Origin of the sequence: Arthrobacter sp. DNA4 (assembly GCF_024362385.1) — a bacterium.
GTDB lineage: Bacteria > Actinomycetota > Actinomycetes > Actinomycetales > Micrococcaceae > Arthrobacter.
In genome coordinates this window covers 1,816,641-1,842,324 of record NZ_CP101466.1, presented here as the reverse complement: position 1 = coordinate 1,842,324, position 25,684 = coordinate 1,816,641, and the positions used below count along the sequence as shown (strand labels likewise).

The following is a 25,684-nucleotide window of genomic DNA, read 5'->3' as shown; positions in this document are numbered from 1 at the left end:
GATTCGCGGACGATGTCATGACGGGCCGCTGCCAGGCCTAACAAGGGCCATGCCGGTAGAGTTCTAGCTGCACGATCCTGACTTAGATACAAAGGAGATACGGTGGCGCATTTCGTGATCATGGGATGTGGCCGGGTGGGGGCAACGCTGGCGCACACGCTGGAGGATGCCGGTCATTCCGTGGCCATCATCGACCAGGATGACCGCGCGTTCCGCCGGCTCCGCCAGGGCTTCACCGGCCGGAAGGTGACCGGTGTGGGCTTTGACCGCGAGACCCTCAAGCAGGCAGGAGTTGGCGAGGCCTATGCCTTCGCTGCCGTTTCCAGCGGTGACAACTCGAACATCCTGGCCACCCGGGTTGCCCGCGAGACCTTCCACGTTCCGCATGTCGTCGCCAGGATCTACGATCCGGGACGCGCCGAGATCTACCAGCGCCTGGGCATCCCCACGGTGGCCGCCGTCCGCTGGAGCGCGGACCAGGTGCTGCGCCGCATCCTTCCCGAACAACATCTCGCCGGTGATTTCCGCGAGCCCTCGGGCCGGCTGGTCCTGGCTGAACTGGACCTGGACGCCGGATGGATCGGGCACCGGATCAGCAGCATTGAGAAGGCCGCCGATGTCCGGGTGGCCTACGTCACCCGTTTTGGCGAGGGCCTGCTGCCTGACGCTGGAACGGCGTACCAGGACGGTGACACCGTGCACGCCATGCTGCAGGTGGACCGCAGCGCCCAGATCGCCCAGATCCTCGCCAAAGCCCCCGCCAAGGAGTATCAGTGAAAGTCGTTATCGTCGGCGCCGGCAGCGTCGGGTCATCCATCGCCAGGGAACTGCTGGCGCATAAGCACGAGATTCTCCTCATCGACCTCAAACCCGAGGTGATCGGCCGCAGCGGCCTGCGGGGCGCGCATTGGCTGGTGGGCGACGCCTGCGAGCTCTCCACGCTGCAGGGCGCCAAAGTGGAGGACGCCGACGTCGTGGTCTCCGCAACGGGCGATGACAAAGTGAACCTGGTGGTGTCCCTGCTGGCGAAGACCGAGTTCGGTGTTGGCCGCACCGTGGGCCGGGTGAACAACCCGAAGAATGACTGGATGTTCAATGACTCCTGGGGTGTCGACGTGGCCGTCAACACCCCACAGCTGATGACCGCCCTCGTGGAGGAGGCAGTGGAGATCGGTGACCTGGTCCGCCTGCTGACGCTGCAGACCGGAGTGGCGTCCCTGGTGGAATTCACTGTGCCCCACGACTCCCACGTCATCGGCATGACCGTGGGAGACATCCACTGGCCCGAGGACGCCACCCTGGTGGCCATCCTGCGCGACCAGGCGCCGATCACGCCCACCCGGGACGACGTCATTGACGGCGGCGACGAACTCTTCTTCGTCACCACCATTGCTGCCGAGGACGGACTGCGGGAGCTGCTCTCCTCCGCTCCGGGCAGCATCGACGCCGGGGAACAGCCTGCGGGCAACGGTCAGCCGGCCACCGCGGGCGGCCGCGGCCATGCTTTGGACGACGACGGCTTCGACGGCTAGGCCGGGCGCCCCGCAGCCTGGGCGTCAGGCCGTACGGTCTGCGCCGGCTTCAGCGTCGGCCGGAGCAGGCCGGGTTACCAGCCACGCAACCCAGATCCCGAGGATGTACAGGGGCGCGCCCATGATGAGGCGCGTGGTTGCGAGAGCGGCCAGGCCGTCTGTGCCCATGAGGTAGAGGGGCACCTGCACGATGAGCCGGAGCGCGAGGACGGCGACGATGATCCACGTGCCCAGCCGGTATGCCTTGACCCGGGCCGGTTCCTTGCGCCACTCCACGCCCTCGTTCCGGATGAAGCCGAAGAGGAGGCCTGCAACGGGCCACTTGACGGCGATGGAAAGCACCATCGCCAGGATGTAGGCGCCGTTGGTGAAGAAGCCGGGAAGGTAGAAGTCCTCCGCCTTTCCGGTGGTGTTGGCCAGCCAGGCGGAAATGCCGACGCCGGCCACCCCCGCCAGCGCCTGGGTCAGGGGGCGCCGCTGTACCAGCCGGACCACGGTGAACACAGCCGCCGATGCCAGGGCCGCCACCAGGGACAGGGTGAGCTCGCGGGTGATGGTGAACGCCACCAGGAATACAAGGCCGGGAACGATGCTCTCCGCAATGCCCTGCACTCCCCCGGCGCTCCGCAGGACGTCCACGCGTCCGTCGTGGGTGCGGTGGAGCCCGGCTTTGGCAGCATACTCAGCGGCGAACCCGGCGACCGGGGACGGACCTGGAGCCTGGGGCCCGCCCTGCTGCTGCCCGTTCCTGCCAGGGTTTTCAGGTCCGGTGGGCTGTTCGGGCTGGTGCGCGGTCATTCGTTCTCCTGGCGGGACAGTATCTCGTAGCGGGGATTGAATATGGTGGGCATGTCCTTGCCGCGGGCCAGCATCCCCTCAACCCGGATTTCCGCACCTGCTTCGATGCCCGGCACCCGGCGGCGGCCCAGCCAGACGACCCGGAGCCGCGGTGGCCTGACCTGTCCGGGAGCGGCGGGACGTGCGGCGTCATCCTCCGAAACGATGGCGCTGAATTCGGCAGTCCGGTCGGCAGGTACAAATGTCACGGAGTCAATGTGTCCCTGGCAGGTGACGCGGCCCCGGTCGGGCAGTTGGCCCAGCGGCGTAATCCCATGCGGTGACTGCGTGGGCCCGCCCTGTGGGGACTCAGCCGATCTGTGTAATTTCGGGACCACGTTCGGGCTCCTCCAAGGTGGGTGCGGCGGGCGGAGGAGTGGCTGAAGCGTCCTTGGGCAGCCTCAGCTGCAGAAGATCGCGGGGCGGCATGGGGCTGTCCCCGCGGACCACCACAACCTGCCGGAACAGGGCCTCGAGCGGTTCCGCGGCGGGGCGTTCCAGCGCCGCGGGTCCACCCAGGACGCCGCGCAGGAACCAGCGGGGACCGTCGACGCCGATGAAGCGGGCCACCCGGTAGCCCTGGCTGCCGTCCGGAAGTCCGGCGGGCAGCTTGGCCACCAGTTCGGTGCCGAAAGCGCCTTCAACCTCTTCAACCTGGCCGCCCTGCGCGCCGACTGACTGGCCGATCTGTTCGCGGATCTCATCCCAGAGCGTTTCTGTCTTGGGGGCGGCGAAGGCCTGCAGCTGGAGGCTGGAGCCGTTAAGGTCCAGGGTGACTGCCACTACCCGCTGCGTTGCCTCTTCCACCTCGAGGCGGAGCTGAAGGCCCTCGCTCGGTGTGATGAGCAGGGCGCCGAGGTCAACAAAGCCGTCGCGGCTGCTGATCTCGGACTCGTCGAAGGGGCCGTCCGGGCGGCGGGCAGCAGTGCCCGGTTCGCCTTCTCCGGCCTCCGCAACCGTCAGCTCGTCGACCGGCTGCGCCGGCTCTTCATTCTTTGCTTTCCTGCCGAGCCCAAAGACCATGGGGTGACTCCTTAATCCTGAAAATGTGCCAGTTCTGAATGGTGCCGGTGGGAACCGCGGAGGTCCCGCCGTCGTGCGTGCTGGCGTGGCAGCGGGTGCGTCCTGGTGTCAGGTTCCGGGAACGTTAAAACCGCCGGTGGACCCAAAGCCGCCCGTGCCGCGCACGGAACCGCTCAACTCGCTGACAGGAATGAACTGGGCGTACTCCACCCGCTGGATGACCATTTGGGCAATTCTATCGCCGCGGCGCAGCTCTATCGGCTGGGATGAGTCGGTGTTCAGCAGGGTCACCGAGATCTCGCCCCGGTAGCCCGCATCGACGGTGCCGGGCGCGTTGACGATCGTGAGGCCGTGCTTGGTGGCCAGGCCTGAGCGGGGGTGGATCAGCGCCACGAACCCGTCCGGAAGTGCGATGGCGACGCCGGTGGGGACCAGTTTGCGCTCCCCCGGCAGCAGCACCACGTCCTCGCGGGCACGGAGGTCTGCGCCGGCGTCGCCCGGATGTGCGTAGGACGGCGCTTCCAGCTCCGGATCCAGCATTTTCAACTGGACCTGCAGGGTGGGGGCAGCAGGGGCGGGTGATGCTGCGTCCGGGACAAGGTCTACCGTGGCGGGATGATCAGTCACAGTCACTCACTCTAACCCGCGCCCCCGAACCAGTCCTAAGGAGCCCGCGGCCACGGCGCCGGCCGGGAGGCTTGCCCCAAGGTGAAATAGCGGGCCAAAGGTGGAAAGCTTGGGCTATGCCCGAATCAAGCTCGCCCGCGTCCGTTCCCAGCACCCCCTCCACTGGCGGACCGGTTATTTACCGGGAGAAGCTGTGGCCCAACGCCTGGATCTGGGTTATCGCAGCCGGTGTCTCCGCGGTAAGCATCCTGGTTTTCGCCCCCATCAGCATGGCAGCGGGCTACACCGCGGCACTGGTGCTCCTGGCCATCATCACTGTCCTCCTGGTCCTTTCCACCCCGGCCATCACGGTGACGCCGGACGCCCTCACTGTTGGACGGGCCACCATCGAACGCCGCTTTGTGGGCGGTGTGCAGCAGTTCACGTCCGGCGAAGCGACGGCGGAGCGCGGCACCCGGCTGAACGGGCTGGCCTACCTTTGCATCCGCGGCTGGATCGATCCGGTGGTGAAGATCGAAATCACCGACCCGGCCGACCGGACCCCCTACTGGTTGGCCTCGACCCGCCACCCGGACCAGCTGACGGCAGCCCTGGCCCGCCGCTGACACTGCCGTTAACTCCCCGCCCGGGCCCTGATCCGGCGGAAAATCACGGCGCGCCCTGCCTCTTGAGCCAAATCCGCACCGCCGGGTGGCAGAGTTTCGGTTGATAGTAATGCCAGGGTGGAGGATTTGTATGCAGGATCTACGGCTTGTAGGCGTGCACGACGACGGGACGCATCTCCTGTTGAGCGGGGCCGGCGGCGAGATGTTCCAGCTGCCGATCGATGAGGCCCTCAGGACGGCCAGCCGGTCCACGGCGAAACCGCGGACGGAGCGGCCTGCTGTTCCGATGTCCCCCAGGGATATCCAGGCCCGGATCCGTGCCGGTGCCACCGCTGCCGACGTCGCGGAGTTGTCCGGGATGCCGCTGGCCAAGGTGGAGCGCTACGAGGGCCCGGTCCTGGCGGAGCGCGAGTACGTTGCGCAGCAGGCACGGAAGGTTGAAGTCGCGGCACCCTCCCCCGGCCACGACGTCTACCGTTCTGCGTTCGGCGACAACCCGGCGACGCTGGACGACATGGTGGTCCACCGTCTTTCGGCCCACGGCATCGACCCAGCCACCGTGGAATGGGACTCGTGGCGGCGCCAGGACGGCACATGGACTGTCTCGGCAAACTTTGAGGCCAAACCTGGCGGGACCTCGGGAATCGGGGAGGAACCGCCCGCGCTGTGGACCTTCAGCCCCGGACGCAAATCGCTGCAGAACACCAACCGCTGGGCGCAGCAGCTGAGCGAACTCGAACCTTTGGACGGTCCTGTTCCCGCCCGCCGCCTCACGGCGGTTTCCGACCGCCCCTTCGATTTTGAGACTGACGCGGACTCCTCCAAGGCATCCCCTGGGGCCCAGGGTGCGGCGCAGGACGCCGGGAAAGAATCCGACGGCCTTCTGGACATGCTCCGGTCACGGCGCGGCCAGCGGCTGGGCGTGGACGAGGATTCGGACGACGCCCTGGCGCTGCTCCTGGCCCACGGCGTACCGGCTGCCCACCCACGGCCTTCCGAGGTAGCCGCCGAGGCGGCTCCTGAGCCGGAATCGGAGGACCCCGAATCCCAGGACGGCCAGCAGGACGCACCGGCCGCCCAGGGGGACTCGTTCATCCGGCGCCGTGACGCGAGGCCGTCCATGCTCTCGAGGCTGAGCCTGCTTCCGCCGCACCGGGACGGCCATGATGACGCGCTGCGGCTCCACGACGGCGTCAGCACCGACACCCGGGAAATCACCATCGCGGCGTCCCCGCAGAAGCCGTCGGGTTCCGCGCCTGCTGCCGGGTCCGGCAACTCCGGCGGCGCCGGGCTGGATGAGCTGCTGGGCAGCAATTCCCGCCGCCCGGCACCCAAGCAGAACGACGCGTCCCCCTCTACCGGGCAGTTGCCCGAGGCCGAGGCGCCGGAACGGCCTGCACGGCCCAAGCGTTCCAGCGTCCCGTCCTGGGACGAGATCGTCTTCGGCACACGGAGCGACTAAAGGCTCTCTCCCGGCACCTTCAGGGGTAGTTCCTCCAACTGCTGCATGCTAGGCTCCCCGCACACCATCGGTCAGAAGCTGCACTTACCCCTGGAGGTTCGCTGTGCCGGACACCACCTGCCACATGTCAATGTCCCTGGACGGGTTCGTCGCCGGGCCTGACCAAAGCCGCGAGAACCCGCTGGGCAAGCGGGGGCTGGAACTCCACGGCTGGCACATCGGGGATCCCCGCGCCAACGAGGCCAACGGGGTCGCGGCTGATTGGCTGATGCGCCCGCGGGGCGCCTACGTGATGGGCCGGAACATGTTTGGTCCCGTCCGCGGAGACTGGGACGAGGATTGGAGCGGATGGTGGGGCCCCGAGCCGCCCTACCATGCACCGGTGTTCGTCCTCACCCATTACCCGCATGATCCGATCCAGATGGAGGGCGGGACAACCTTCCACTTTGTCAGCGACGGCTTCGATGCGGCGTACGCAGCGGCGGTCGAGGCGGCCGGGGGCAAGGGAGTGGATATCGCCGGCGGAGCATCCACCGTCCGACAGGCGCTGGCCGCCGGCGTGATTGACGAGCTCACCCTGGACATCGCTCCGGTTTTACTCGGTTCGGGAGAACGGATTTTTGACGGAATGGAAACCTTCGGCTTCGAACCGGTCGAGGTGCTCCACTCGCCACTGGCCACCCACATCCGCTACCGGCGGACGCCCCACTAGCTATCAGCGCTGCTCAACCCGGCAGTGCGCCGCAAATGGGCGCGTCACACGGCAAGGTGCTGGAGGAGGGCATCTTCCAGAAGGCTCGATTCTCCAGGCTTGTTGCGGTCCTCGGGCAAGAACCCCGACGGCCACCCCGGAGGCCATTGAGTAGGTTCCCAGTCCTGGTGTTCGCTTTGGTAGTGGCGGCCGGTGGGTGAGGTCCAGCCGGGTGGTTCGTTCTTGGTGGCGGGTGTGGGTTTCCATCCGGTGGTGTGGCGGAGTTTGTGGTGTTTGGGGCAGGGCTGTCCCAGGTTGCTGATTCCGGTGGTGCCGCCCTTGGCCCAGGCGAGGATGTGGTCGGCGTCGTTGTCCAGGGAGTTGTTGCAGCAGCCCGGGAACGGGCACTTCCCGTCCCGCATTCGCAGCCAGGACCGCATGGCTTTGGTGACCCGGTAGCTTGTTCGGCCGATTTCCAATGGTGCCCCGTCCCGCGGGTCCACCAGCACCCGGTAGAACGACCCCGCACCACCGGCCACCAGTTCCCGGGCCATTGACGGCGGGATGGGGCCGTACCCGTCCAGCATCGCCGGCTCGTCGGTCTGGCCCATCAGGGAGAACACCGGGACGGTGACCAGCACCTGCGCCCGGATCGGAGATTGCTGGTCAGTTCCCGCGCCGAGCCTGGCATCGTTGACTGTGGTGCCGTTGGTGAGGATCGCGTTGGCGAAGGTGTCGGCCCGGAGCTGGGTCATTGTGCGGCCTTCATCCGGTCCCTGCATGCCACGGGCGGCCGCCGTGAGCCGGTTCCACCCGGCCTGGGCCTGGTCCGCGGGCAGGTAGGCGGAGAGCCAGGCCATCCCGTCCTGGTCCGGCCGGAACTCCACCCGCCGGTCCGCGACTCCTTTGGCGTGGCGTTGTTCGATGGACCCGGCCTGCTGGCGTTCCCGCCAGGTGCGGGCCTTGGCTTTGAACCGGTGCGCCGGAAGCTGCCCCACCGGGCACCCCCGCGCCCGGTCCGGTGCGTCCGGGTCCAGGAAATGGGCTTCCAACGCCGCCGCCCCCGCGGCATCCAAACACGCTGTCTCATCGGCCATCACCACCGCGTGGCTCCAGGAGATCACCCCGGCCTGCAAAGCCTCCAACGTCCGCGGCAACGTCGCCGTGACCGCGTGCGAGGTGGCCAGGAACGAACCCGCCGCCCGCGGCCCCAGAGCCAGCACACAGCCGATCTCCGCCGCGACCGCCATCTCCTGCGCCTGCACCGGCACGTCCGGCCCGGCAACGGCAGCGGCGCTTTCCGCATACCCAACGGCGGCCCTGGCCTTCACCGCAGCAATCCCGGCCTCAACCTCACGGGACCCGGCCAAAATCTCCAGGCAACCATCCGCCAAACCAGCCAACGGGTCCGCAACAGAAAAAGGCACCGCACCGGCCCCATCAACCACGGCACCAACCTCTGCATTCAGCACGGCAAGGGCAGCACGAATTTCCCCAAAAGCCCTCACCACCGCTGCCTTCCCCATAAACCCATCATGACAAGGGGGTACGACATTTTGAGTCGGAGGCGAAAGGGAGCGCTTCTGCTTCCCGGAATGGAGGTGCCGGTGCGGAAGTGCCGGTGCGTGCGGGGAAGGGTCAGCCCTTCGGGCCTGTCCCCCGGCCCTCGCCGGGTCCGCCGGAGCCGTGCCAGAGGCAGGCATCGACGTCGAACGGCAGCAGTTGGTCCTGTTGTGCCATCAGAGATGCGCCGTGCGCCGTCACCCGCCGCATGAAGTGTCGCCGGCACAGGGTTTCGTACCCCACAACAGGCACGTGCCCGGCCTCGGGGACAGCAGCGTCAACCACCATGTCCACGTCGCCCACCACAACCTGGGCGCCCTCGGTGACCATGACGCCGTCGACCGTCCTGGCATTGTGGGTGGCGCGGCGGCCGCACCAGCACAGCGCCTCCACCTGGAGCACCTGCACCCGGTCGGCGAGCTCGATCAGGCGTTGCGAACCAGGGAACAGCCTGGTGCGGAAATCAGCGGTGATGCCGAACGCGAAGACGTCCACGTCGATCTCGTCCACCACCTTGGCCAGCTGCTCCACCTGTTCGGGCGTGTAGAACTGGGCTTCGTCGCAGATTAGGTAGTCAACACGCTGCCCCTGGGTGCGGCGGATCATGACTTCCTCCCAGAAGTCGGTGGTGTCCAGCACCTCCACGGCGTCCGTCTCCAGGCCCAGGCGGCTGGAGATCCGGGACTCCCCGGCGCGGTCATTGCGGCTGAACCGGACCCCGCCGCGGCCGCGGGCCCGGTGGTTGTAGTCCATCTGCAGGGCCAGGGTGGACTTTCCGCAGTCCATGGTGCCGGAGAAGAGGATGAGCTCAGCCACGCCGGCGGTTCCTTCCTTCGGCCGTAAAGCAGAGCAGCGGAACCTCCCGCTCGGCCTTGGTCAGCGAGCCGTGCTGGCCCACCACCTCCATGGCAGTCGGCCGCATGCGCCGGCCATCGTAAAGCGCGACGGCGTCCCGCGCCGCGATCATGACGTCACCGATCCTGCCTTCGACAGCGGGCCGGACATCCTCGCCAAAGAGTCCTCCGGCAACGGCTTCACCGCGGGTGAAGGCCCAGATCCGGTCTCCGAACCGCGCCTTCCAGGCAGCGATAAGCCGCTCAGCGCCGTCAGAGGCGGCATCGGAGTCCGCCAGGTACAGGTGGACCATCCGTGGTTCACCTGCCGTGTGGCGGACGCCCTCCACCAGGGCAGGGTCCGTGGAGAAATCGATCCGCTGCGGTTCGGCCACGTCCAGCATCCCGTGGTCTGCCGTGAGCAGGATGGTGGTGCCGGCGGGAAGGGTGGAGTTGAGCCGCTTGACAGTGGCATCAAGCTCTTCCAGCTGGTGTTCCCACTGCTCGGAGCGGCAGCCGTAGCGGTGCCCGGCCTTGTCCAGGTCGTTGACGTAGAAATACATGAGGGACGGGCCGGATGCTGCCATGGCTTCGGCGGCGGCGGCGGTCCGGGCATGGGCGGTTGTCCCCGGAATGAACCTGCCGCCCCTGAGTGCGGCCCGGGTCATGGGCGAGCCGTCGAACTGGGAGAGGCTGACGGTGCTGACATCCACCTGTCCGGCGATCCGTTCGAACACGGTAGGGAACGGCTGCCAGGCGGACGGGTCTACGCCCGGATCCCAGTTCCCCAGCAGGTTGACCACCTTGTCCTGGTCGGGGTCCAGGACGTCGTAGCCCACCATGCCATGCTGACCGGCAGGAAGCCCGGTCCCAAAGCTGGACAGGGCCGCTGCCGTGGTGGAAGGGAAGGCGGAGTCCAGCCACACCGGGACGTCGCCCTGCCCGGCCTGAAGCACAGAGCGGAGGAACGGGGTGTGGGCGGATTTCTGCTTGAGGAGGTTCCGGCCCAGTCCGTCCGCGAGTACCACGCAGACCCGTGAGGCGGCAGGGAATCCGAGGGCATTGGCAAAACCCTCCACCCCAAGGCTTGCCGTGGCACTGGTCAGTACTTCAGCGATGGAACGATGCCCGTAGGCGGGAGCAGGCGGAAGGTCGGGGGTGCGTCCGGAGGCTTGTACGGCGTGGTGGCGGTCTTCCGGCATCAGCGCTGCTGGTGCCCGCGGCTGAGCCGGTTGCCGAACACTCCGGAGCGCGGCCGCGGCGCCATGGACTGGGCGTGGGATACGGGGGCGGCGGAACCGGTGTTGACCGCGCGCAGGGCCCGGGCAAACAGTTTGGCGTCCTGCACGGCCTGCAGCCCGTCCGCTTCGGCGCTGATCCGGAGCACGATGTCCTCCTGCGCGATGGTTCCGGTGTAGCCGTGGTCCGCTTCGCACTGCGGATCGCCGCAGCTGGCCGGACCCATGTCCAGCCGCTGGCCGCCGGACCACGCGATGGACAGTGTCAGTTCCCGTACCGGGTCTGACGGTTTGTAGTTTTGCGGCTGCGCGTACATGTAGCTCAGCACCACCGACCTGATCTGGGCCACGGGAACGGACTCGGTGGAGATCTGGGCGACGATCTGCTCCCCCGCCTCATCCAGCTGCTGGTCGTCCACATGGGTGATGACCAGCATGTCCGCGGTGAGGACCAGGACCGTGATGTGGCGGCGCACTTCTGCCCGGTCGAAGTGCGTTTCCAGGTGCACCAGGTGCGCCACGCAGTCCCGGCCGTCCAGGGCGTCGTCAACAACATCAGACACCAGGCGCGGGTAGAACCCGGCCTTCTGCAGCGCGTCCTCCAGGCTCTGGCCCTGGACTCCGTGGTTGTGTGAGCTGTGCTGGCGGACTGCCTGGTTTTCGTTTCCGGGCGTTTCGGGCGCCGACGCGGGAGGCTGGAAGCTCATGCCCCCATTTTCACAGATCGGCCGGTCACTTGCTAACCGCCTCAGCCCAGCATGGCCCGGCGGGCGCTGTCGGTGCGCTGCGCGGCGTTGCCGATCCGCACGTCCGCGGCGAGGATGGTGGCCCCGGAGGTGCCGCACAGGACAGGGTTGAATTCCACCAGCGCGATCTCCGGATGGTTGTCCTTCATCCATGCCAGCCTGCCCGCGAGGTCCTCCAGCGCCTGCACGTCCACGGCCGGCAGGCCCTGGTAGCCGAAGAGCTTCCGGGACGCCCTGGGCGCCCGGATGAAGTCGTGAACGTCGGCCGCGGAGAGCGGCGGAACCCGGTGGGACCAGTCGTCGAGGAGGTTGACGGCGTCACCGGCAAGGCCGAAGGAGATGACCGGGCCCAGCAGGGGGTCCTCGATGGCCCGGAACGTGCACGTCTGCCCCACCGGGGCCATGGCCTGGACTTCGAGGGCCGGATCTCCATAGGCAGCGAGCGCGCGCCGCATCTGCAGCACATTCAGGCGCAGCGATTCGGCGTCCTCGATGCCAAGCCGCACGCCGCCGAGGTCCAGCCGGTGGCGGAGGGCAGGTTCGGTGGTCTTCAGCACCACCGGCCAGCCCAGTGAGTCGGCGGCGGCGACCGCCTCATCAGGGGTGGTAAACGGCGCCGAGGGCAGGACGGAAATGCCGTAATGCCCCAGGAGGGAGGCGGTTGCCGCCGGGTCCAGCTGCTTGAGCTGTTCACCCGTGACGTCCCGCAGCAGTTCGTCGATCTCAGCCGCCGCCTGCCGCGGGTCGCAACCGGCGGGCTCCACGAAGTGCCCCTGGTCGCGGGCGGCCCATTCCGCGTACCGGACCACCGCGGCGAGAGCGGCCACCGCCGCGCCGGGGTTTGAGAAGCAGGGGACGGTGCAGCCCTCGGTTCCCAGCAGGCCCTCCACGTTGATGGCGGGGTCCAGGATTCCGGTGAAGGCTGCCACCACCGGCTTCCCTGCGCTTGCGGAGCATTCTGCGAGGACCTGGGCCACCGCGTCGACCGTCAGCCCGCGGGCAGGCAGGAGTGCGGCGACGGCGGCGTGGACGGCGTCCGAGGCAAGGGCGTCAAGGAGGGCCTTCCGGAGCAGAGGCAGGGCCACCGATTGTCCGGCGTCCAGGTCGAGCCCGGAAACCACCTGCGCCACTCCCAGGCCGTGTGCCGCAGCGCTGTCCGCCACCACGTTGCCCAGCGCCTGGGAGTTGCTGAAGATGGCGACGTCGGGTCCGGCCGGGAGCAGCCTTCCCGACACCACCTGTGCCACATCCACCAGTTGTTCCACGGTTTCCACCCGGATCACGCCGGACTGGCGCAGCATGGCATCCAGCGCTCCCGCCGGCGCCTGCGTGGTGCGGACGGCATGACCTGGTGGCAGGCGGAGCCCCATGGTGTCGGATTTGGCCACGATGACCGGCTTGGTGCGTGCCAGCCGGCGTGCGATCCGGGAGAACTTACGCGGGTTGCCGATCGATTCGAGATACAGGCCCACGGCGGAGGTGTCGGCGTCGTCCTCCCAGTACTGCATCATGTCGTTGCCGGAAACGTCCGCCCGGTTGCCCGCCGAGAGCAGGCTGGACAGCCCCAGCCTGCGCCGGCTGGAGGCGGCGTACAGCGAGACGCCGATGGCCGCCGACTGGCTGAACAGGCCCAGGCTGCCGCGCAGCGGCATGGTTGGCGCCATGGAGGCGTTCAGTGAGACGTCGGGGTGGGTGTTGGCGATGCCCAGCGACGCCGGCCCTATCACCCGCATCCCGTTCGCCCTGGCCTGGCGCACCAGGGCGCGCTGCCGCTGGAGCCCGCGTTCGCCGTCGTCCGCGAAGCCTGCGGAGGCGATCACCACGCCCTTGACGCCGGCCGCCGCGCACTCTTCCACCACGCCTGCAACTTCCTCGTAGGGCACGGCGATGATGGCCAGCTGGACGGGCTGGGGAACTTCGGAGAGCTTGCCGTAGGACATCATGCCCGCCAGTTCCAGCGCCTCCGGGTTGATGGCGTACACCGGGCCGTGGAAACCGCCCTCGATGATGTGCTCGAGCAGCTGGTACCCCACGGTCCCCCAACGGCGGCTGGCCCCGATGACGGCAACGGACGACGGCGCCAGCAGCTCCCGGACGCTCCTCGCCTCCGCGCGGTGCTCGCGGGATTCCATCACGGCACGGGATTTTTCGGTGGGGTCGACGTTGAACTCCAGGCTGACGACGCCGTCGTCGAAGTGGCGCTTGACGTCGTAGCCGGCGTCGGAGAAGACCATCAGCATCTTGCGGTTCTCGGGCAGGACCTCGGCGGTGAACTTCCGGATGCCGTTTTCGTGCGCCGCGGCGGCAAGGTGCTCCAGCAGGATGGACCCGATGCCCCTCCCCTGGTGGGCGTCGGCAATGTTGAAGGCGACCTCCGCCTCGGTGGGATCGGTCAGCCGGTCATACCGGCCGATTCCGATGATTTCGCCGCCAATGGTGATGACGAACGCCACCCGGTCCTTGTAGTCCACCTCGGTGAACCGCTTGAGCTCCTTCGCGGACAACCTGGCTTTGAACGCAAAGAAGCGCATGTAGATTGAATTCTGCGACTGCCCGGTATGGAAGGCCTGGACGGCGTCCGCGTCCGACGGGTGGATGGGCCGCAGATGCGCTGTCCCGCCGTCACGCAGGACGACATCGGCTTCCCAATGTTCCGGATATTCGCCGTCCCCGGGCTGATCCACCATAGGCTTAGCCTAGCCAAAAACTATCGCAGCACACCCTATGGCTGCGCAGTAACCGCAGAAGGATTCACCAAACCCCATGGCCCGACGGCAAAGTTCAAAACCCATCGTGGACGACAGCTACACGGAAAACATCGTCGATATCGACGTGACGTCCGAAATGCAGGGCTCCTTCCTGGAGTACGCGTACTCGGTGATTTACTCCCGGGCCCTGCCGGATGCGCGCGACGGGCTCAAGCCGGTACAGCGCCGCATCCTGTACATGATGAGCGACATGGGCCTGCGCCCTGACCGCGGCCACGTCAAGAGCGCCCGCGTGGTGGGCGAGGTCATGGGTAAGCTGCACCCGCACGGTGACGCCGCCATCTACGACGCCATGGTCCGCATGGCGCAGGACTTTTCGCTGCGCCTGCCGCTGATCGACGGGCACGGCAACTTCGGCTCGCTCGACGACGGCCCGGCAGCACCGCGGTACACCGAGGCCAGGCTGGCGGCGGCCGCCCTCACGCTCACCAACCACCTGGACGAAGACGTGGTGGACTTCGTCCCCAACTACGACAACCAGCTGACCCAGCCGGACGTGCTGCCCGCCGCGTTCCCCAACCTGCTGGTCAACGGCGCCACCGGCATCGCCGTCGGCATGGCCACCAACATGGCCCCGCACAACCTGGTGGAGGTCATCTCCGCCGCCCGGCACCTGATCGCCAACCCCGACGCCACCCTGGACGACCTCATGCGGTTCGTCCCCGGCCCGGACCTGCCCAGCGGCGGCCGGATCGTGGGCCTGGACGGCATCCGCGACGCCTACGCCACCGGACGCGGATCCTTCAAGACCCGCGCCAAGGTGGAGATCGAACAGCTCTCCGCACGCCGCACCGGCCTGGTGGTCACTGAACTGCCGTACATGGTGGGCCCGGAAAAGGTGATCGAGAAGATCAAAGATGCCGTCAACGCCAAGAAGCTGACCGGCATCAGCGACATCGTGGACCTGACGGACCGCAAGCACGGGCTGCGGCTGGTCATCGAACTGAAGAACGGCTTCAACCCGAACGCGGTCCTGCAGCAGCTCTACCGGTACACGCCGATGGAGGACTCCTTCGGCATCAACAACGTCACCCTGGTGGACGGCCAGCCGCAGACGCTGGGCCTGGTGGACCTATTGAGCGTCTACGTCAACCACCGGATCAACGTGGTCCGCCGCCGGACCGTCTTCCGCCTGGGCAAGAAGAAGGACCGCCTCCACCTGGTGGAAGGCCTCCTCATCGCCATCGTGGACATCGACGAGGTCATCCAGATCATCCGGTCCTCGGACGAGGCCGCGGCGGCGCGCGAGCGGCTGATGTCCATCTACGACCTCACCGAGGTCCAGGCCAACTACATCCTTGAACTGCGCCTGCGGCAGCTCACCAAGTACTCCCGGATCGAGCTGGAGAAGGAGCAGGACGAGCTCCGCCGCGAGATCGCGGAACTGCAGGCCATCCTGGACTCCGAGGAACTGCTCCGCACCGTGGTCTCCGACGAACTCGGCGCGATTGCCGAGGAACACGGCACCCCGCGCCGGACGGTCCTCCTGGAGTCCGAGGCCGTGTCCCCCACCGTCGCCGCTGCCGAACTGGCCGGGGCGAAGAAGGGCAAGGCTGCGCCGCTGTCCCTGGAGATCGCGGACGACCCCTGCTGGGCCATCCTCACCGCCTCCGGGCAGGTGGCACGCACCAGCAACCAGGAACCGCTGGCCGAGGCAGGCCCCCGGAGCAGGCACGACGTGTACACCTCGGTGGTCAAGACATCGGCCCGCGGCGAAATCGCGGCGGTCACGTCGCTGGGCCGCATGCTCCGGCTGCAGGTCATGGACATGCCGGTCCTGCCGCCCGTGGTAAGCCTGCCCAACCTGGCCGGGGGCGTTCCGGCCAAGGAGTTCCTGACCCTGGTGAAGGGTGAAGCGCTGGTGGCGTTCGTGCGGCTGGATGAAGTCCTGGCCATCGGCACGGCGCAGGGCGTGGTGAAACGCGTCCAACCGGACTACCCGCTGAACCGGGAGGACTGGGAGGTCATCACCCTCAAGGACAAGGACGTGGTGGTGGGCGTGGCTCCCGCCGGTGCCGATGACGCCGAACTCGTGTTCCTCACCCGGGAAGGCCAGTTGCTGAAGTTCCCCGCAGCCGTGGTCCGCCCCCAGGGGCGCACTGCCGGCGGCATGGCCGGGATCAAACTCGCCGCGGGTGACCAGGTGATCTTCTTTGGTGCCGTGCAGCCCAAGGATGAGGCCGCCGTCGTGGTCACCATCGCCGGGACCAACGGAGCCCTCCCGGGCACCGCGCCGGGCACGGCCAAGGTGACGGCATTCTCCGAATATCCGGCCAAGGGGCGCGCCACTGCCGGGGTCCGGTCGCACCGGTTCCTCAAGGGCGAGGACATGCTCCTGCTGGCCTGGGCAGGCCACGGCCCGGCCAAGGCGTCGTCCGCCGGCGGAGTGGCGCGGTCACTGCCTCAGGAGCATGGCCGCCGCGACGGCTCGGGCGTCCCGCTCTCCCAGGCCGTGGACGTGGTGGGGCCGGCCATGGCGTGGATGGACGGGGCAGCAGCAGGGGACGCTGCGGAGTAGGGCTGCGGCCACCGCCTGCTCAGCCGGCTACGTCCCTGCGCCGGAACCCGGCGACGGCGAGCGCCACCAGCACCGCAATGGTGGCCGCGGACACCAGCACACTGTCCCAGGCGGTGCCGTTCCGCAACGGGTCGTGGGCGATGTACTGGAAGAAGGGCGACACCTTCTGGATCCGGTCGAAGACGTCCACCAGGGGCGCCAGGGCGTTGACGATGTAGGCGAGGACGGCCAGCACGGCCGGAACACCGCGGCTGAGCCCGGTCCGTCCGGTCCCTGCTGAAAGGGCAAGGGCCAGGGCACCGAAAACGACGCCCAGCAGCGCTAAATGCAGCATGGCGGCAGCCACCTTGTCGGCCGGAAGGACCAGGTCCACCATGCTGCCCTCCAGCACCAGCGATATTCCCAGCACGGCGGCCAGCAGGAAGGTGCCCAGCACCATGGCCAGGAACTTGTCCACCACCACCCGGCCCCGCCCCACGGGGTTGGAGAGCAGCAGGTCCATGGTGTGCCGGTCTTCTTCGCCGCCGATTGCTCCCGCACCCGTGCTGACGGCGTAAACCAGCACCGCAATCGGCCCCATGAAGGACAGCAGCTCCACCTGGATGTATCCGGTGGGAGTGGACATGTCGGCGCTGGAGGTGGCGAAAAGCGAACGGAACGCCTCCGGCATCTGCTCGATGAAGCTGCTGATGGAGGGCTGGGACTTCACTGAGGGCCAGACGGCTGCGTACATGGCCACGATAAGGGCAAGGGATACGGCCCAGGCCACCAGCAGCCTGCCCTGGTCCCGGAGGGTCTTCAGCAGGACGCTAGCCAGCATGGTGCGCCGCCGATCCGGCCACACTTTCGGCTGGACTGGGCGCGGCGCTGCCGGCATGGTCCATCCCGTAGTAGCTCAGGAACATCTCTTCCAGCGGCGCCTCGGAGCACTCGAAATCCTCCACTTCCCCGGCGCTGACAAGTTTCAACAGAGCGTCCAGGGCAGACTGCGGGGCGTTGCAGCTCAGCGTCCGGCCGTCCACCAGCAGGTCCCGCACGCCGGGGACGGCGGCAAAACCAGCCGCCGGCACCTCCCCGGCAAAGCGGGCACGCACCCGGTGCAGGGAGCGGGCTGCCAGGTCCTGCAGCCGCTCCACGGCAACCAGCCTGCCCGCGCGCACCACCCCGATCCGGTCCGCGACGCGCTCCACCTCGCCCAGGACGTGGGAAGAGAACAGGGCCGAGCCGCCGTCGGCTGTGTGTTCACGCAGGATGGCGTGGAACACCTGCTGCACCAGCGGGTCGATCCCGCTGGTTGGTTCGTCCAGCACCAGCAGCCGCGGCCTGGACATGACCGCCAGGACGACGGCGAGCTTCTGGCGGTTTCCGCGTGACAGCGTGCGGGCAGGTCGGTCCAGATCGAGTTCCAGCCGGGCTGCCACCTCTGCCGCCCGCTGACGGTCGTCCCGGTGCCGCAAGTGGGAACAATAGGCCACGTGTTGGTGCCCAGTGAGGCGGTCGTACAGCGCGGGCTCGCCGGGCACGTAGCCCACCACCCGGTGGACGTCCCGGGACTGGCGCCAGGCATCCAGTCCCAGGATTGACGCCGTGCCGGACGTGGGCCGCAGCATCCCCATCAGGAGCCGGATGGTGGTGGTCTTGCCTGCCCCGTTCGGGCCCAGGTATCCGAACACCTCGCCCGGTTCAATGGTGAGGGTCACGTCGTCGAGCGCTGTGTTCCGGCCGAACCGCTTCGTCAGGCCGGCCAGCTGCACCATACTCTCCGCGCCCAGGCGCGCTTCCGGGCTCATGCGGCCACGCTAGCCGGGCCGCTGCACCCGCCCCAGAGTCTTTTGGCCCGCACGGCTTAGACTGCTCCCATGCCTATCGTTCCTGATGAAAAGGACTGGACCTGGGTCCTGTCACGGCCCTGCCCGGAATGCAATTTCCATGCCTCCACGGCCACCCCCGCCACGGTTCCCGGAAGCATCGAAAGCATGATTCCCCGGTGGCTGGCCGTCCTCCGCCGGCCGGACGCGGCGGAGCGTCCCGACGGGCAGACCTGGTCCGCGCTGGAGTACGCGTGCCATGTGCGGGACGTTTTCACCCTTTTCAACCAGCGCCTGAACCTGATGCTCGCGGAGGATGGCGCCCGCTTCGCGGACTGGGACCAGGACCAGACAGCCGTTGAAAAGGACTACGCCAACGCCGACCCGTCCGAGGTGGGTCCGGAACTGGCTGCGGAAGGCCACGAGGCCGCCGAGTCCTTCGCCGGCGTCCCCGAAGAGGACTGGGCCCGCAAGGGCCTGCGCAGCAACGGCTCGGAGTTCACCGTCTTGACGCTCTCCCAGTACTTCCTGCACGACGTAGTCCATCACCTCCACGACGTCGACGGCTGACGGCGGGGTCAGGTTGCCGGCGCGGCGCTGGGGCAGGCGGTGGGGTAAGGCAAGGCGTGCTCAGCGCGAGGGTGCCAGGGATCCCCGGGGCTGCCCGGCGGAGGCTGAAAGCTCCAGCCGGGCGTCGCCGGCGTGGATGTCAGCGGGGTTGTGGGTCACCAGCACCACGGTCCGGTCCCGCAGTCCAGCGCGCAGGTCGGCCAGCATGGCGGCCGCGGACCCGGCATCCAGGTGGGCGGTGGGCTCATCCAGCAGGATGACTTCAGCGCCGGTCAACAGGGTCCGCGCCACGGCCAGCCGCTGGCGCTCGCCGCCGCTGAGGAAGGCACCGCCGGGACCGATCCGGGTGTCCAACCCCGCCGGCAGCCGGCCCACCAGCGCGGAAAGTCCGACGGCGGCCAGGACGGCCTCCAGGTCGTGGTCCGCTGCCGGGGGCGCGCCGTTCGTGGTACCGTCCCAGCAGGAGGTTTCCCCGGATGGTGGAATCGAACAGGTGGGCCTCCTGGGGGCACCAGGCAGCCCGGCCGGTGACCATGACCTGACCGGATGCCGGTGGCAGGAAGCCCAGCAGCACCGAGAGCAGCGTGGATTTGCCGGAACCGGACGGCCCGGTGACCGCCAGCCAACGTCCCGGGACTGCCACCGCATCCACGCCGGAGAACACCGGAGAGCCGCCCGGCCATGCCGCGGCCAGATCCACCAGCTCAACGCCGGGTGCTTTCCCGGCCCTGGGGGGAACACGCTGCAGGCCGTCAGGGGTTTCCCCTCCCTCGAGGGTTGCGCCGCCGTCAAGGGCCCCGGACTCCCCCACCCGGTGCAGGACGGAACGCAGCGCAGGGTACTGGCGCACCGCCGTCGTCATCGCCGCGTAGGGTTCCACCAGCGCGAGCAGCAGCAGGACCACCACGGCCGCCGTCGCCGGGGCCACCTGGGCCGAGATGACGCCGGGGCCGGCCAGCCACGCGGCCGCCAGTGCCGCCGTCCCGCAGGCCGCGGTGGCGATCCCATGCCCCAGGCCGTCGGCCCAGGCGGAACGCTGCGATGCCCGGGTGGCTTCCTGGTCCTCGGCCAGCAGCGCGTCAAGCACGCGGGGCGCCACGCCGTTTGCGTGCAGTTCGGCCCGGGCATCGAGGGCAGCGGTGACGCGGCGCAGGACGCCCGACCGCAGGGATTGCTCGGCGGCGGCGGATTTGCGGTCGCCCCACAGGGCGGCGGCGGGCGCCAGCAGCAGGCCGCTGATGGCTGCGGCCACCACGGCTGGAAGGGCGTCCGGCACCAGGATGCCGGTGGCTGCAACGGCCAGGACGGACACCGCGAGCGCCGTGACGGGCGGCAGGACCACGCGCGGCAGGAGGTCACGGACGGTGTCGACGTCGTCGATCACCGTTCCCAGCACGTTGCCGCCCTGCAGGAGCCGCCGCAGCGACAGGGCCCTGCGGCTCAGCGACTCCCAGAGGCGGCCGCGGAGGCGCGTGAGCGCGGCGAACACGGCGTCGTGCAGCAGCAGCCGTTCCCAGTAGCGGAAGACAGCCCGGCCAATACCGAAGAACCGGACGCCCACGATGGCGGTCAGGAGGTACAGGATGGGTGGTTGTTCGCTGGCCCGGATGATGAGCCAGCCGGACAGGCCGGAAAGCGCGACGGCGAAGACGGCCGCCAGGGTGCCGACGAGGGCCGCGGCCGCGAACTTGCCCCGGACCGGTGCCAGAAGGGCGGCCAGGAGGCGGGCAGCGCCGGGGACAGCCTGTGCAGGGGCGCCGTCGGCCGGGTTTCGTGTGGCGGGGTTGTCCGTGGAGGCGCCGTCCGGGGCCCCCTCGTCTGCGGCGGCGGCTCCTGCCGGGCCGGCTGGGAGGGTGGTGGGTACGGTGGCGGGCAGCAACGCGGCAGCAGCGCTCTCTTGGTGGGCTGCAGCGGCGCCCCCGCCCGCCGGGGCCACCGGTACCAGCACGTCCGCCAGTTGCCGGGTGCGCTGGTTGTGGGCCACCAGGATCACGGTAGCCTGGCCGCGGAGCCGGCGGATGGCGTCCTCGACGATCACGGCGGACGCGTCATCGAGGTGGGCGGTGGGTTCGTCGAGCAGCAGGAGGGTGGCGCCGGCGTCGATCCGGGCAAGGCCGCGGGCAAGTGCCACCCGGCGCAGCTCGCCCGGGCTCAATTCGGCCTGGTGCTTTGCGGCCAGGTGCCCTGCGCCGGCGCGTTCCAGGCAGCGGCGCGCAGCCTCTTCCGCGGCGAACCTGTCCGGGCCGTGCGCGGGGTCCGGTGAGAGGTAGAGCAGGACCTCGTCCAGGACGGTTCCGGCCACCATGACGGGGTGCTGTGGCACCCAGGCCACCGCGCGGCGGTCCAGTCCGCTGATGGACCCAGTAATAGCGGTCCCGTCGCCGTCGCCGATCGTTCCCGCCAGAACGCCCAGGACGGTGCTCTTGCCGGCGCCGCTGGGGCCGTCCAGGGCCGTAATCCTGTCCTGCGGCGCGGTGAACGTGAGCGGCCCGACGGCGGCTCCGGACCGGCCGGCATAGGTGACGGTGAGCCCGTTGATCTCCAAGGGAGCGCCCGGCCTGCCGGCCTTCGCAGCGGGCAGCGGTGCAGCCTCGGGGGCCCCGGTCACGGATTCTGTTGCTGCGAGTGCCACCCTGCCGTCGTCGCTGGCGTGGTGGGCGGTGCCAAGTTCCCGCAGCGGAAGGTAGCAGTCCGGTGCGAGGAGGAGCGCCAGCAGGCCGGCCTCCAGCGGCATGTCGCCATGGACCAGCCGGACGCCGATGAAGACGGCCACCACTGCCACCGAGATGGTGGCAATGAGTTCCAGGGCCAGCGCGGACAGGAACGCGGTGCGCAAAGTGCCCATGGTGCGCGAGCGGTAGTCCTCCGATATCTCTTCAAGGGCCTTGCGTTGGGCGGTGGCCCGGCCCAGCCCCACCAGGACCGGCAGGCCCTTGGCAAGCTCCAGCATGTGCGCCGACAGCCGTGCCAGCGAGGCCTGGGCCTGCCGCACGCTGTCCTCTGTGTACCTGCCGATCAGCACCATGAACACCGGGATCAGCGGCACCGTCAGCACGATGACCAGCGCGCTGACCCAGTCCGCGAAGAGGATCCTCGCCCCCAGCAGCAGCGGAACGGCGGCGCAGTTGACCAGCGCGGGAAGGAACTGGGTGTAGTAGCTGTCCAGGGCGTCCAGGCCGCGGGTGGCAAGGACCGCAAGGCCGCCGCCGCTGGGGCCGGAGCCGCGGACGCCGGTGCGCAGGGCGCGCTCCAGCAGCTCGGCGCGGAGCTCCTCCTTCACGCCCAGTGCCGCGCGGCGTGCACCGACGGCCTGGCCCCACACGGTCAGGGAGCGGAGGACGACGCCGGCAAGTCCAGCGGTCAGTTGGCTCCCCCACGCCGGGTTCCCGGCAACCAGTCCCGCCAGGACGGAGGCCACTGCCTGCCCGATCAGGACCAGGGACAGGGCCTTGAGCGCGGCCAGGAGTCCCAGCCAGTAGATGGCTGAACGGGTTGACGGACCGGCGGGGAAAGTTGGGCGCACGTCAGCCCTTGGTGGTGAAGGCCCTGGCGGCGACCGCCGGGAGGAAGCTGTGGGCTTCCGGGATGTGGGCGGCGCTGACGCGGCGGCGGAAGACCCAGTAGGTCCAGGCCTGGTAGGCGATGACCAGGGGAAGCCCGAAGGCTGCCACGATGCTCATCAGTCCCAGGGTGTAGTCCGAGGAGGATGCGTTGGAGATGGTGAGGTCGAAGGCGCTGTCCAGCGTGGAGGGCAGCACCACGGGGAACACGGCCCCGAAGATGGCGGTGGTGCCCAGCACCAGGAAGGCACCCAGTGCCAGGAAGGCCCTGCCTTCAGAACCCCTCCGTGCCAGCAGCCAGGCAGTGATGGCGGCGCCAACGGCCAGGACGACGGCGGCCCAGGTCCAGGGCTTGCCGTCCATGAACTGGATGGCGAGGGCCCATGCCGCGATGGGCAGGAGCAGGACCGGCAGCAGCCGCACGAACCACTGGCGGGCCCGGTGCCGGACCTCCCCGTCGGTCTTGAGGGCCAGGAAGGCCAGGGCGTGCAGGAGCGAGAAACCCACCACTGCCACGCCGCCAAGGAGGGCGTAGCCGCTGAACCAGGCCATGGGGCCGCCCTCGCGGTCGCCGTTGGCGTTCAGCGGAAGGCCGGTGGTGGTGAGGGCCAGGGCGGCGCCCACGCCGAAGGCTGCGAAGAAGGAGCCCAGCGCGATGGCCCAGTCCCACCGGTTCCGCCAGCTGTCGGTGTCCACCTTGCCGCGGTATTCAAACGCCACGGCGCGGAAGATCAGGGCCAGCAGGACCACCAGCAGCGGCAGGTAGAGCGCGGAGAACAAGGACGCGTACCAGAGCGGGAAGGCGGCGAAGGTGGCGCCCCCGGCGGTCAGCAGCCACACCTCGTTGCCGTCCCAGACGGGTCCGATGGTGTTCAGCAGCACGCGGCGTTCGGTGTTGTTGCGGGCGAAGAGCTTCATCAGCATGCCGACGCCCAGGTCGAAGCCCTCCAGGAAGAGGTAGCCGGTCCACAGCACCGCGATGGCGATGAACCAAATGGTGGGAAGCAGTTCCATTGTGTGTTTCCTCTGGTCGGTCTTTGGAGCCGGATGCGGTTAGTAGGCGAAGGCCAGGACGTCGTCGGCGGGCTTGGTGTCCCCGTTGCCGCCGGGCCCGGGCGTCTGGTCCTCGTTTTCGTCCGCCGGTGCGTGGCCCAGTTCCGGCATCGCGGAGACCACACCGCCGCGGATGTACTTGACCAGCAGCTTCACTTCCACCACCAGCAGGACGGCGTACACGGCGGTCAGGGCCACCAGGGAGGCGATCAGCTCCCCTGCGGAGACACCCGGTGAGACGGCGGCTGCAGTGAACATGAATACCTGGTCAATGCCGCTGGGATCGGGGTTGGGGGCAACCACGAACGGCTGGCGGCCCATCTCGGTGAAGATCCAGCCGGCAGCGTTGGCGCCGAAGGGTGCCAGGATGCCGAACACGGCCAGCCGCATGAGCCACCGCGCCTCGGGTACCGTCCCCTTGCGGGTGAGCCAGAGTGCCACCAGCGCCGCCAGGGCGGCGAGTCCGCCGAAGCCGATCATCATCCGGAACCCCCAGTAGGTGACTTCCATGACGGGTACGTATTCGATCTCCTGGCCCGCGCGCTCACCGTAAATGGGATTGTCCGGCAGGTTGGTTCCGTAGTTGGCCTTGTATTCGGGCAGCAGGCTGTTGACACCCTTGACCTCGGTGGTGAAGTCACCCTTGGCCAGGAAGGACAGGATCCCCGGGACCTCGATCACGGCCACGACGTCGTCGCAGTTCTTGGATCCCACGTTGCCGATGCTCAGGACGGAGAAGCCGGTGCCGTCGTGGCAGGCGGCCTCCGCTGCGGCCATCTTCATGGGCTGCTGCTGGAACATGAGCTTGCCCTGCAGGTCGCCGGTTACCGCGGTGCCGGCGAAGGAGATCATGGCCACCACTGCGCCGATCCGCAGGGACCGGATCCACACGCTGTGGTCTGCACGGTCACGGCCTGGGATGCGGACGTCTTCACCCGGGATGACCTTGCCGTCGGCACCCACTGTGTCAATGCCGTCGTGCCGTCTCCGCCAGAGGTGGTACCAGGCGATGCCCAGGAGGAATCTGCCGGCCACGGCGAGGGCGCCGAACAGGGTGTGCGGGACGGCGACGAGGGCGGTGTTGTTGGTGAACACTGCCCAGGCGTCGGTCATGACGGGCCGGCCGTTGATCATTTCCACGCCCACCGGGTGCTGCATCCAGCTGTTGGCGACGATGATGAAGTAGGCGGAAAGTGCCGATCCTACGACGGCCACCCAGAGGCAGGCCAGGTGGATGGCGGGCTTGAGCTGCTTCCAGCCGAAAATCCACAGACCCAGGAAGGTGGACTCGACAAAGAAGGCGAGGAGTGCCTCGAGGGCCAGCGGTGCGCCGAAGACGTCACCGACGAAGCGGCTGTACTCGCTCCAGGCCATGCCGAACTGGAACTCCTGCACGATGCCCGTGGCAACGCCCATGATGAAGTTGATGAGGAAAAGCTTTCCCCAGAACTTGGTCATGCGCAGGTACTCGGGCTTTCCGGTGCGGTACCAGGCGGTCTGGATTACGGCGACCACCAAACCCAGGCCAATGGTCAGCGGCACCATCATGAAGTGGTAGACCGTGGTGATACCAAATTGCCAGCGTGCGATTTCCAAGGCGTCCATGGCAGTCCCTACTGTTAGCCAATGCAGTTTTCTACGCTTCGTAGAACTGTAACTTCTACAAAGTGTAGAACATGGTCGAGGGCGGGCGAAAACCAATCACCTCCCCTAGGATCGCCCACCGGGACGCGGCGCGCCAGATGTTCTACCCGATGTAGAAGGTTCGGCGGTTTCGGGGTAAATTTAGTTGTGTAGTTGAACAACCGCGTGACGTCACCGGCCGCCTTACAGCGTTCGGTGCGGGGAAATAAAGGAAAAGTGAAATGGCTAGTCTTGGTGAACTGGAACGGGCAGTGATGGACCTGCTCTGGGCGGGCCAGGAAGCGGCTACGGCCAATACCCTGCGGGACCAGCTGGCGCGCACGTCGGCTGCACAGGGCGGTCCGGGCCACGAAGGCAAGGAACTGGCCGTCACAACGGTGCTTACCGTACTTTCCCGCCTGGAGAAGAAAGGGCTGGTTGAGCGCGAACGCGGAACCCGCCCGCACCGGTACCAGGCAGTGTCCAGCCGTGCAGACCACACCGCCGAACTCATGCATGAGGTCCTTGGGTCAGCCCCGGACCGCGAGGCCGTCCTGGCCCGCTTCATCGGGTCAGTCTCCGAAGGTGAAGCCGAGACACTGCGCAAACTGCTGGGTCACCTCTAAC

At 68.3% G+C, this 25,684-nt stretch carries 21 protein-coding genes and 1 pseudogene; 8 read left to right on the top strand and 14 right to left on the bottom strand.

Annotated elements, in window-relative coordinates; all coding sequences use genetic code 11:
• The first annotated feature begins 102 nt into the window (after positions 1-102).
• Both NMQ03_RS08465 and NMQ03_RS08460 read left to right on the top strand, forming a co-directional pair.
• Entirely contained in the window at positions 103-777 is a 675-nt protein-coding gene (locus NMQ03_RS08465) for a TrkA family potassium uptake protein (protein ID WP_141160783.1), read from the top strand.
• Complete coding sequence (locus NMQ03_RS08460) at positions 774-1,532, top strand: TrkA family potassium uptake protein (RefSeq protein WP_255175193.1); 759 nt, start codon at positions 774-776, stop codon at positions 1,530-1,532. The genes NMQ03_RS08465 and NMQ03_RS08460 overlap by 4 nt, the downstream gene beginning before the upstream one ends.
• 24 nt (positions 1,533-1,556) lie before the next feature.
• On the opposite strand, the gene NMQ03_RS08455 is transcribed toward NMQ03_RS08460, so the two are convergent.
• The 4 genes from NMQ03_RS08455 to dut all read right to left on the bottom strand — a co-directional run bounded on the left by NMQ03_RS08455 (position 1,557) and on the right by dut (position 4,019).
• Positions 1,557-2,330, bottom strand: coding sequence for a DUF3159 domain-containing protein (locus NMQ03_RS08455; protein WP_255175192.1), 774 nt, complete (start codon positions 2,328-2,330; stop codon positions 1,557-1,559).
• On the bottom strand, positions 2,327-2,578 hold the full coding sequence (locus tag NMQ03_RS08450) for a hypothetical protein (RefSeq protein ID WP_369693209.1): 252 nt from the start codon (positions 2,576-2,578) through the stop codon (positions 2,327-2,329). The genes NMQ03_RS08455 and NMQ03_RS08450 overlap by 4 nt, the downstream gene beginning before the upstream one ends.
• Before the next feature lie 100 nt (positions 2,579-2,678).
• A complete protein-coding gene (locus NMQ03_RS08445; protein ID WP_255175191.1) occupies positions 2,679-3,392 on the bottom strand; it encodes a DUF3710 domain-containing protein in 714 nt (237 codons plus the stop codon).
• Between the two features lie 108 nt (positions 3,393-3,500).
• On the bottom strand, positions 3,501-4,019 hold the full coding sequence (gene dut / locus NMQ03_RS08440) for a dUTP diphosphatase (RefSeq protein WP_255175190.1): 519 nt from the start codon (positions 4,017-4,019) through the stop codon (positions 3,501-3,503).
• A 116-nt stretch (positions 4,020-4,135) separates the two neighbouring features.
• Here dut and NMQ03_RS08435 point away from each other — a divergent pair, with 116 nt between their 5' ends.
• The 3 genes from NMQ03_RS08435 (at position 4,136) to NMQ03_RS08425 (ending at position 6,798) form a co-directional block, all read left to right on the top strand.
• Positions 4,136-4,624 carry a DUF3093 domain-containing protein gene (locus NMQ03_RS08435; protein WP_255175189.1) on the top strand — a complete coding sequence of 163 codons (489 nt, stop codon included), beginning with the start codon at positions 4,136-4,138 and terminating at the stop codon, positions 4,622-4,624.
• 130 nt (positions 4,625-4,754) lie between these two features.
• A complete protein-coding gene (gene sepH / locus NMQ03_RS08430) occupies positions 4,755-6,086 on the top strand; it encodes a septation protein SepH (protein ID WP_255175188.1) in 1,332 nt (443 codons plus the stop codon).
• 124 nt (positions 6,087-6,210) lie between these two features.
• Positions 6,211-6,798 (top strand): dihydrofolate reductase family protein, encoded by a 588-nt coding sequence (locus NMQ03_RS08425; RefSeq protein ID WP_255175187.1) that lies wholly within the window; start codon positions 6,211-6,213, stop codon positions 6,796-6,798.
• A gap of 44 nt (positions 6,799-6,842) precedes the next feature.
• Here NMQ03_RS08425 and NMQ03_RS08420 read toward each other — a convergent pair whose 3' ends face one another.
• From NMQ03_RS08420 to NMQ03_RS08400, 5 genes are all read right to left on the bottom strand, one after another.
• Positions 6,843-8,303: an HNH endonuclease signature motif containing protein gene (locus NMQ03_RS08420; protein WP_255175186.1), complete on the bottom strand. Its 1,461-nt coding sequence runs from the start codon at positions 8,301-8,303 to the stop codon at positions 6,843-6,845.
• Positions 8,304-8,415: 112 nt separating this feature from the next.
• Positions 8,416-9,156 (bottom strand): thymidine kinase, encoded by a 741-nt coding sequence (locus tag NMQ03_RS08415; RefSeq protein WP_255175185.1) that lies wholly within the window; start codon positions 9,154-9,156, stop codon positions 8,416-8,418.
• Positions 9,149-10,375: an alkaline phosphatase family protein gene (locus tag NMQ03_RS08410; protein WP_255175184.1), complete on the bottom strand. Its 1,227-nt coding sequence runs from the start codon at positions 10,373-10,375 to the stop codon at positions 9,149-9,151. The genes NMQ03_RS08415 and NMQ03_RS08410 overlap by 8 nt, the downstream gene beginning before the upstream one ends.
• Positions 10,375-11,118, bottom strand: a complete 744-nt coding sequence (locus NMQ03_RS08405; RefSeq protein WP_142134246.1) for a DUF5998 family protein — start codon at positions 11,116-11,118, stop codon at positions 10,375-10,377. Before NMQ03_RS08405 ends, NMQ03_RS08410 begins: the two co-directional genes overlap by 1 nt.
• 41 nt (positions 11,119-11,159) lie before the next feature.
• Complete coding sequence (locus NMQ03_RS08400; RefSeq protein WP_255175183.1) at positions 11,160-13,844, bottom strand: GNAT family N-acetyltransferase; 2,685 nt, start codon at positions 13,842-13,844, stop codon at positions 11,160-11,162.
• 76 nt (positions 13,845-13,920) lie between these two features.
• Here NMQ03_RS08400 and NMQ03_RS08395 point away from each other — a divergent pair, with 76 nt between their 5' ends.
• Positions 13,921-16,443: a DNA topoisomerase (ATP-hydrolyzing) subunit A gene (locus NMQ03_RS08395; protein ID WP_255175182.1), complete on the top strand. Its 2,523-nt coding sequence runs from the start codon at positions 13,921-13,923 to the stop codon at positions 16,441-16,443.
• Positions 16,444-16,462: 19 nt separating this feature from the next.
• On the opposite strand, the gene NMQ03_RS08390 is transcribed toward NMQ03_RS08395, so the two are convergent.
• Together NMQ03_RS08390 and NMQ03_RS08385 are read right to left on the bottom strand one after the other, a co-directional pair.
• Positions 16,463-17,263, bottom strand: a complete 801-nt coding sequence (locus NMQ03_RS08390) for an ABC transporter permease subunit (RefSeq protein ID WP_255175181.1) — start codon at positions 17,261-17,263, stop codon at positions 16,463-16,465.
• Positions 17,253-18,233, bottom strand: coding sequence for an ABC transporter ATP-binding protein (locus NMQ03_RS08385; protein ID WP_255175180.1), 981 nt, complete (start codon positions 18,231-18,233; stop codon positions 17,253-17,255). Before NMQ03_RS08385 ends, NMQ03_RS08390 begins: the two co-directional genes overlap by 11 nt.
• Before the next feature lie 69 nt (positions 18,234-18,302).
• Here NMQ03_RS08385 and NMQ03_RS08380 point away from each other — a divergent pair, with 69 nt between their 5' ends.
• Positions 18,303-18,821: a DinB family protein gene (locus NMQ03_RS08380; RefSeq protein ID WP_255175179.1), complete on the top strand. Its 519-nt coding sequence runs from the start codon at positions 18,303-18,305 to the stop codon at positions 18,819-18,821.
• 60 nt (positions 18,822-18,881) lie between these two features.
• Here NMQ03_RS08380 and cydD read toward each other — a convergent pair.
• From cydD to NMQ03_RS08365, 3 genes and pseudogenes are all read right to left on the bottom strand, one after another.
• A pseudogene (gene cydD, locus NMQ03_RS08375) lies at positions 18,882-22,344 on the bottom strand (thiol reductant ABC exporter subunit CydD).
• A gap of 1 nt (position 22,345) precedes the next feature.
• On the bottom strand, positions 22,346-23,395 hold the full coding sequence (gene cydB / locus NMQ03_RS08370; protein ID WP_255175178.1) for a cytochrome d ubiquinol oxidase subunit II: 1,050 nt from the start codon (positions 23,393-23,395) through the stop codon (positions 22,346-22,348).
• A 39-nt stretch (positions 23,396-23,434) separates the two neighbouring features.
• A complete protein-coding gene (locus tag NMQ03_RS08365) occupies positions 23,435-25,039 on the bottom strand; it encodes a cytochrome ubiquinol oxidase subunit I (RefSeq protein ID WP_255175177.1) in 1,605 nt (534 codons plus the stop codon).
• A gap of 260 nt (positions 25,040-25,299) precedes the next feature.
• Here NMQ03_RS08365 and NMQ03_RS08360 point away from each other — a divergent pair, with 260 nt between their 5' ends.
• Positions 25,300-25,683 carry a BlaI/MecI/CopY family transcriptional regulator gene (locus NMQ03_RS08360; RefSeq protein WP_018769682.1) on the top strand — a complete coding sequence of 128 codons (384 nt, stop codon included), beginning with the start codon at positions 25,300-25,302 and terminating at the stop codon, positions 25,681-25,683.
• Position 25,684 lies beyond the last annotated feature (1 nt).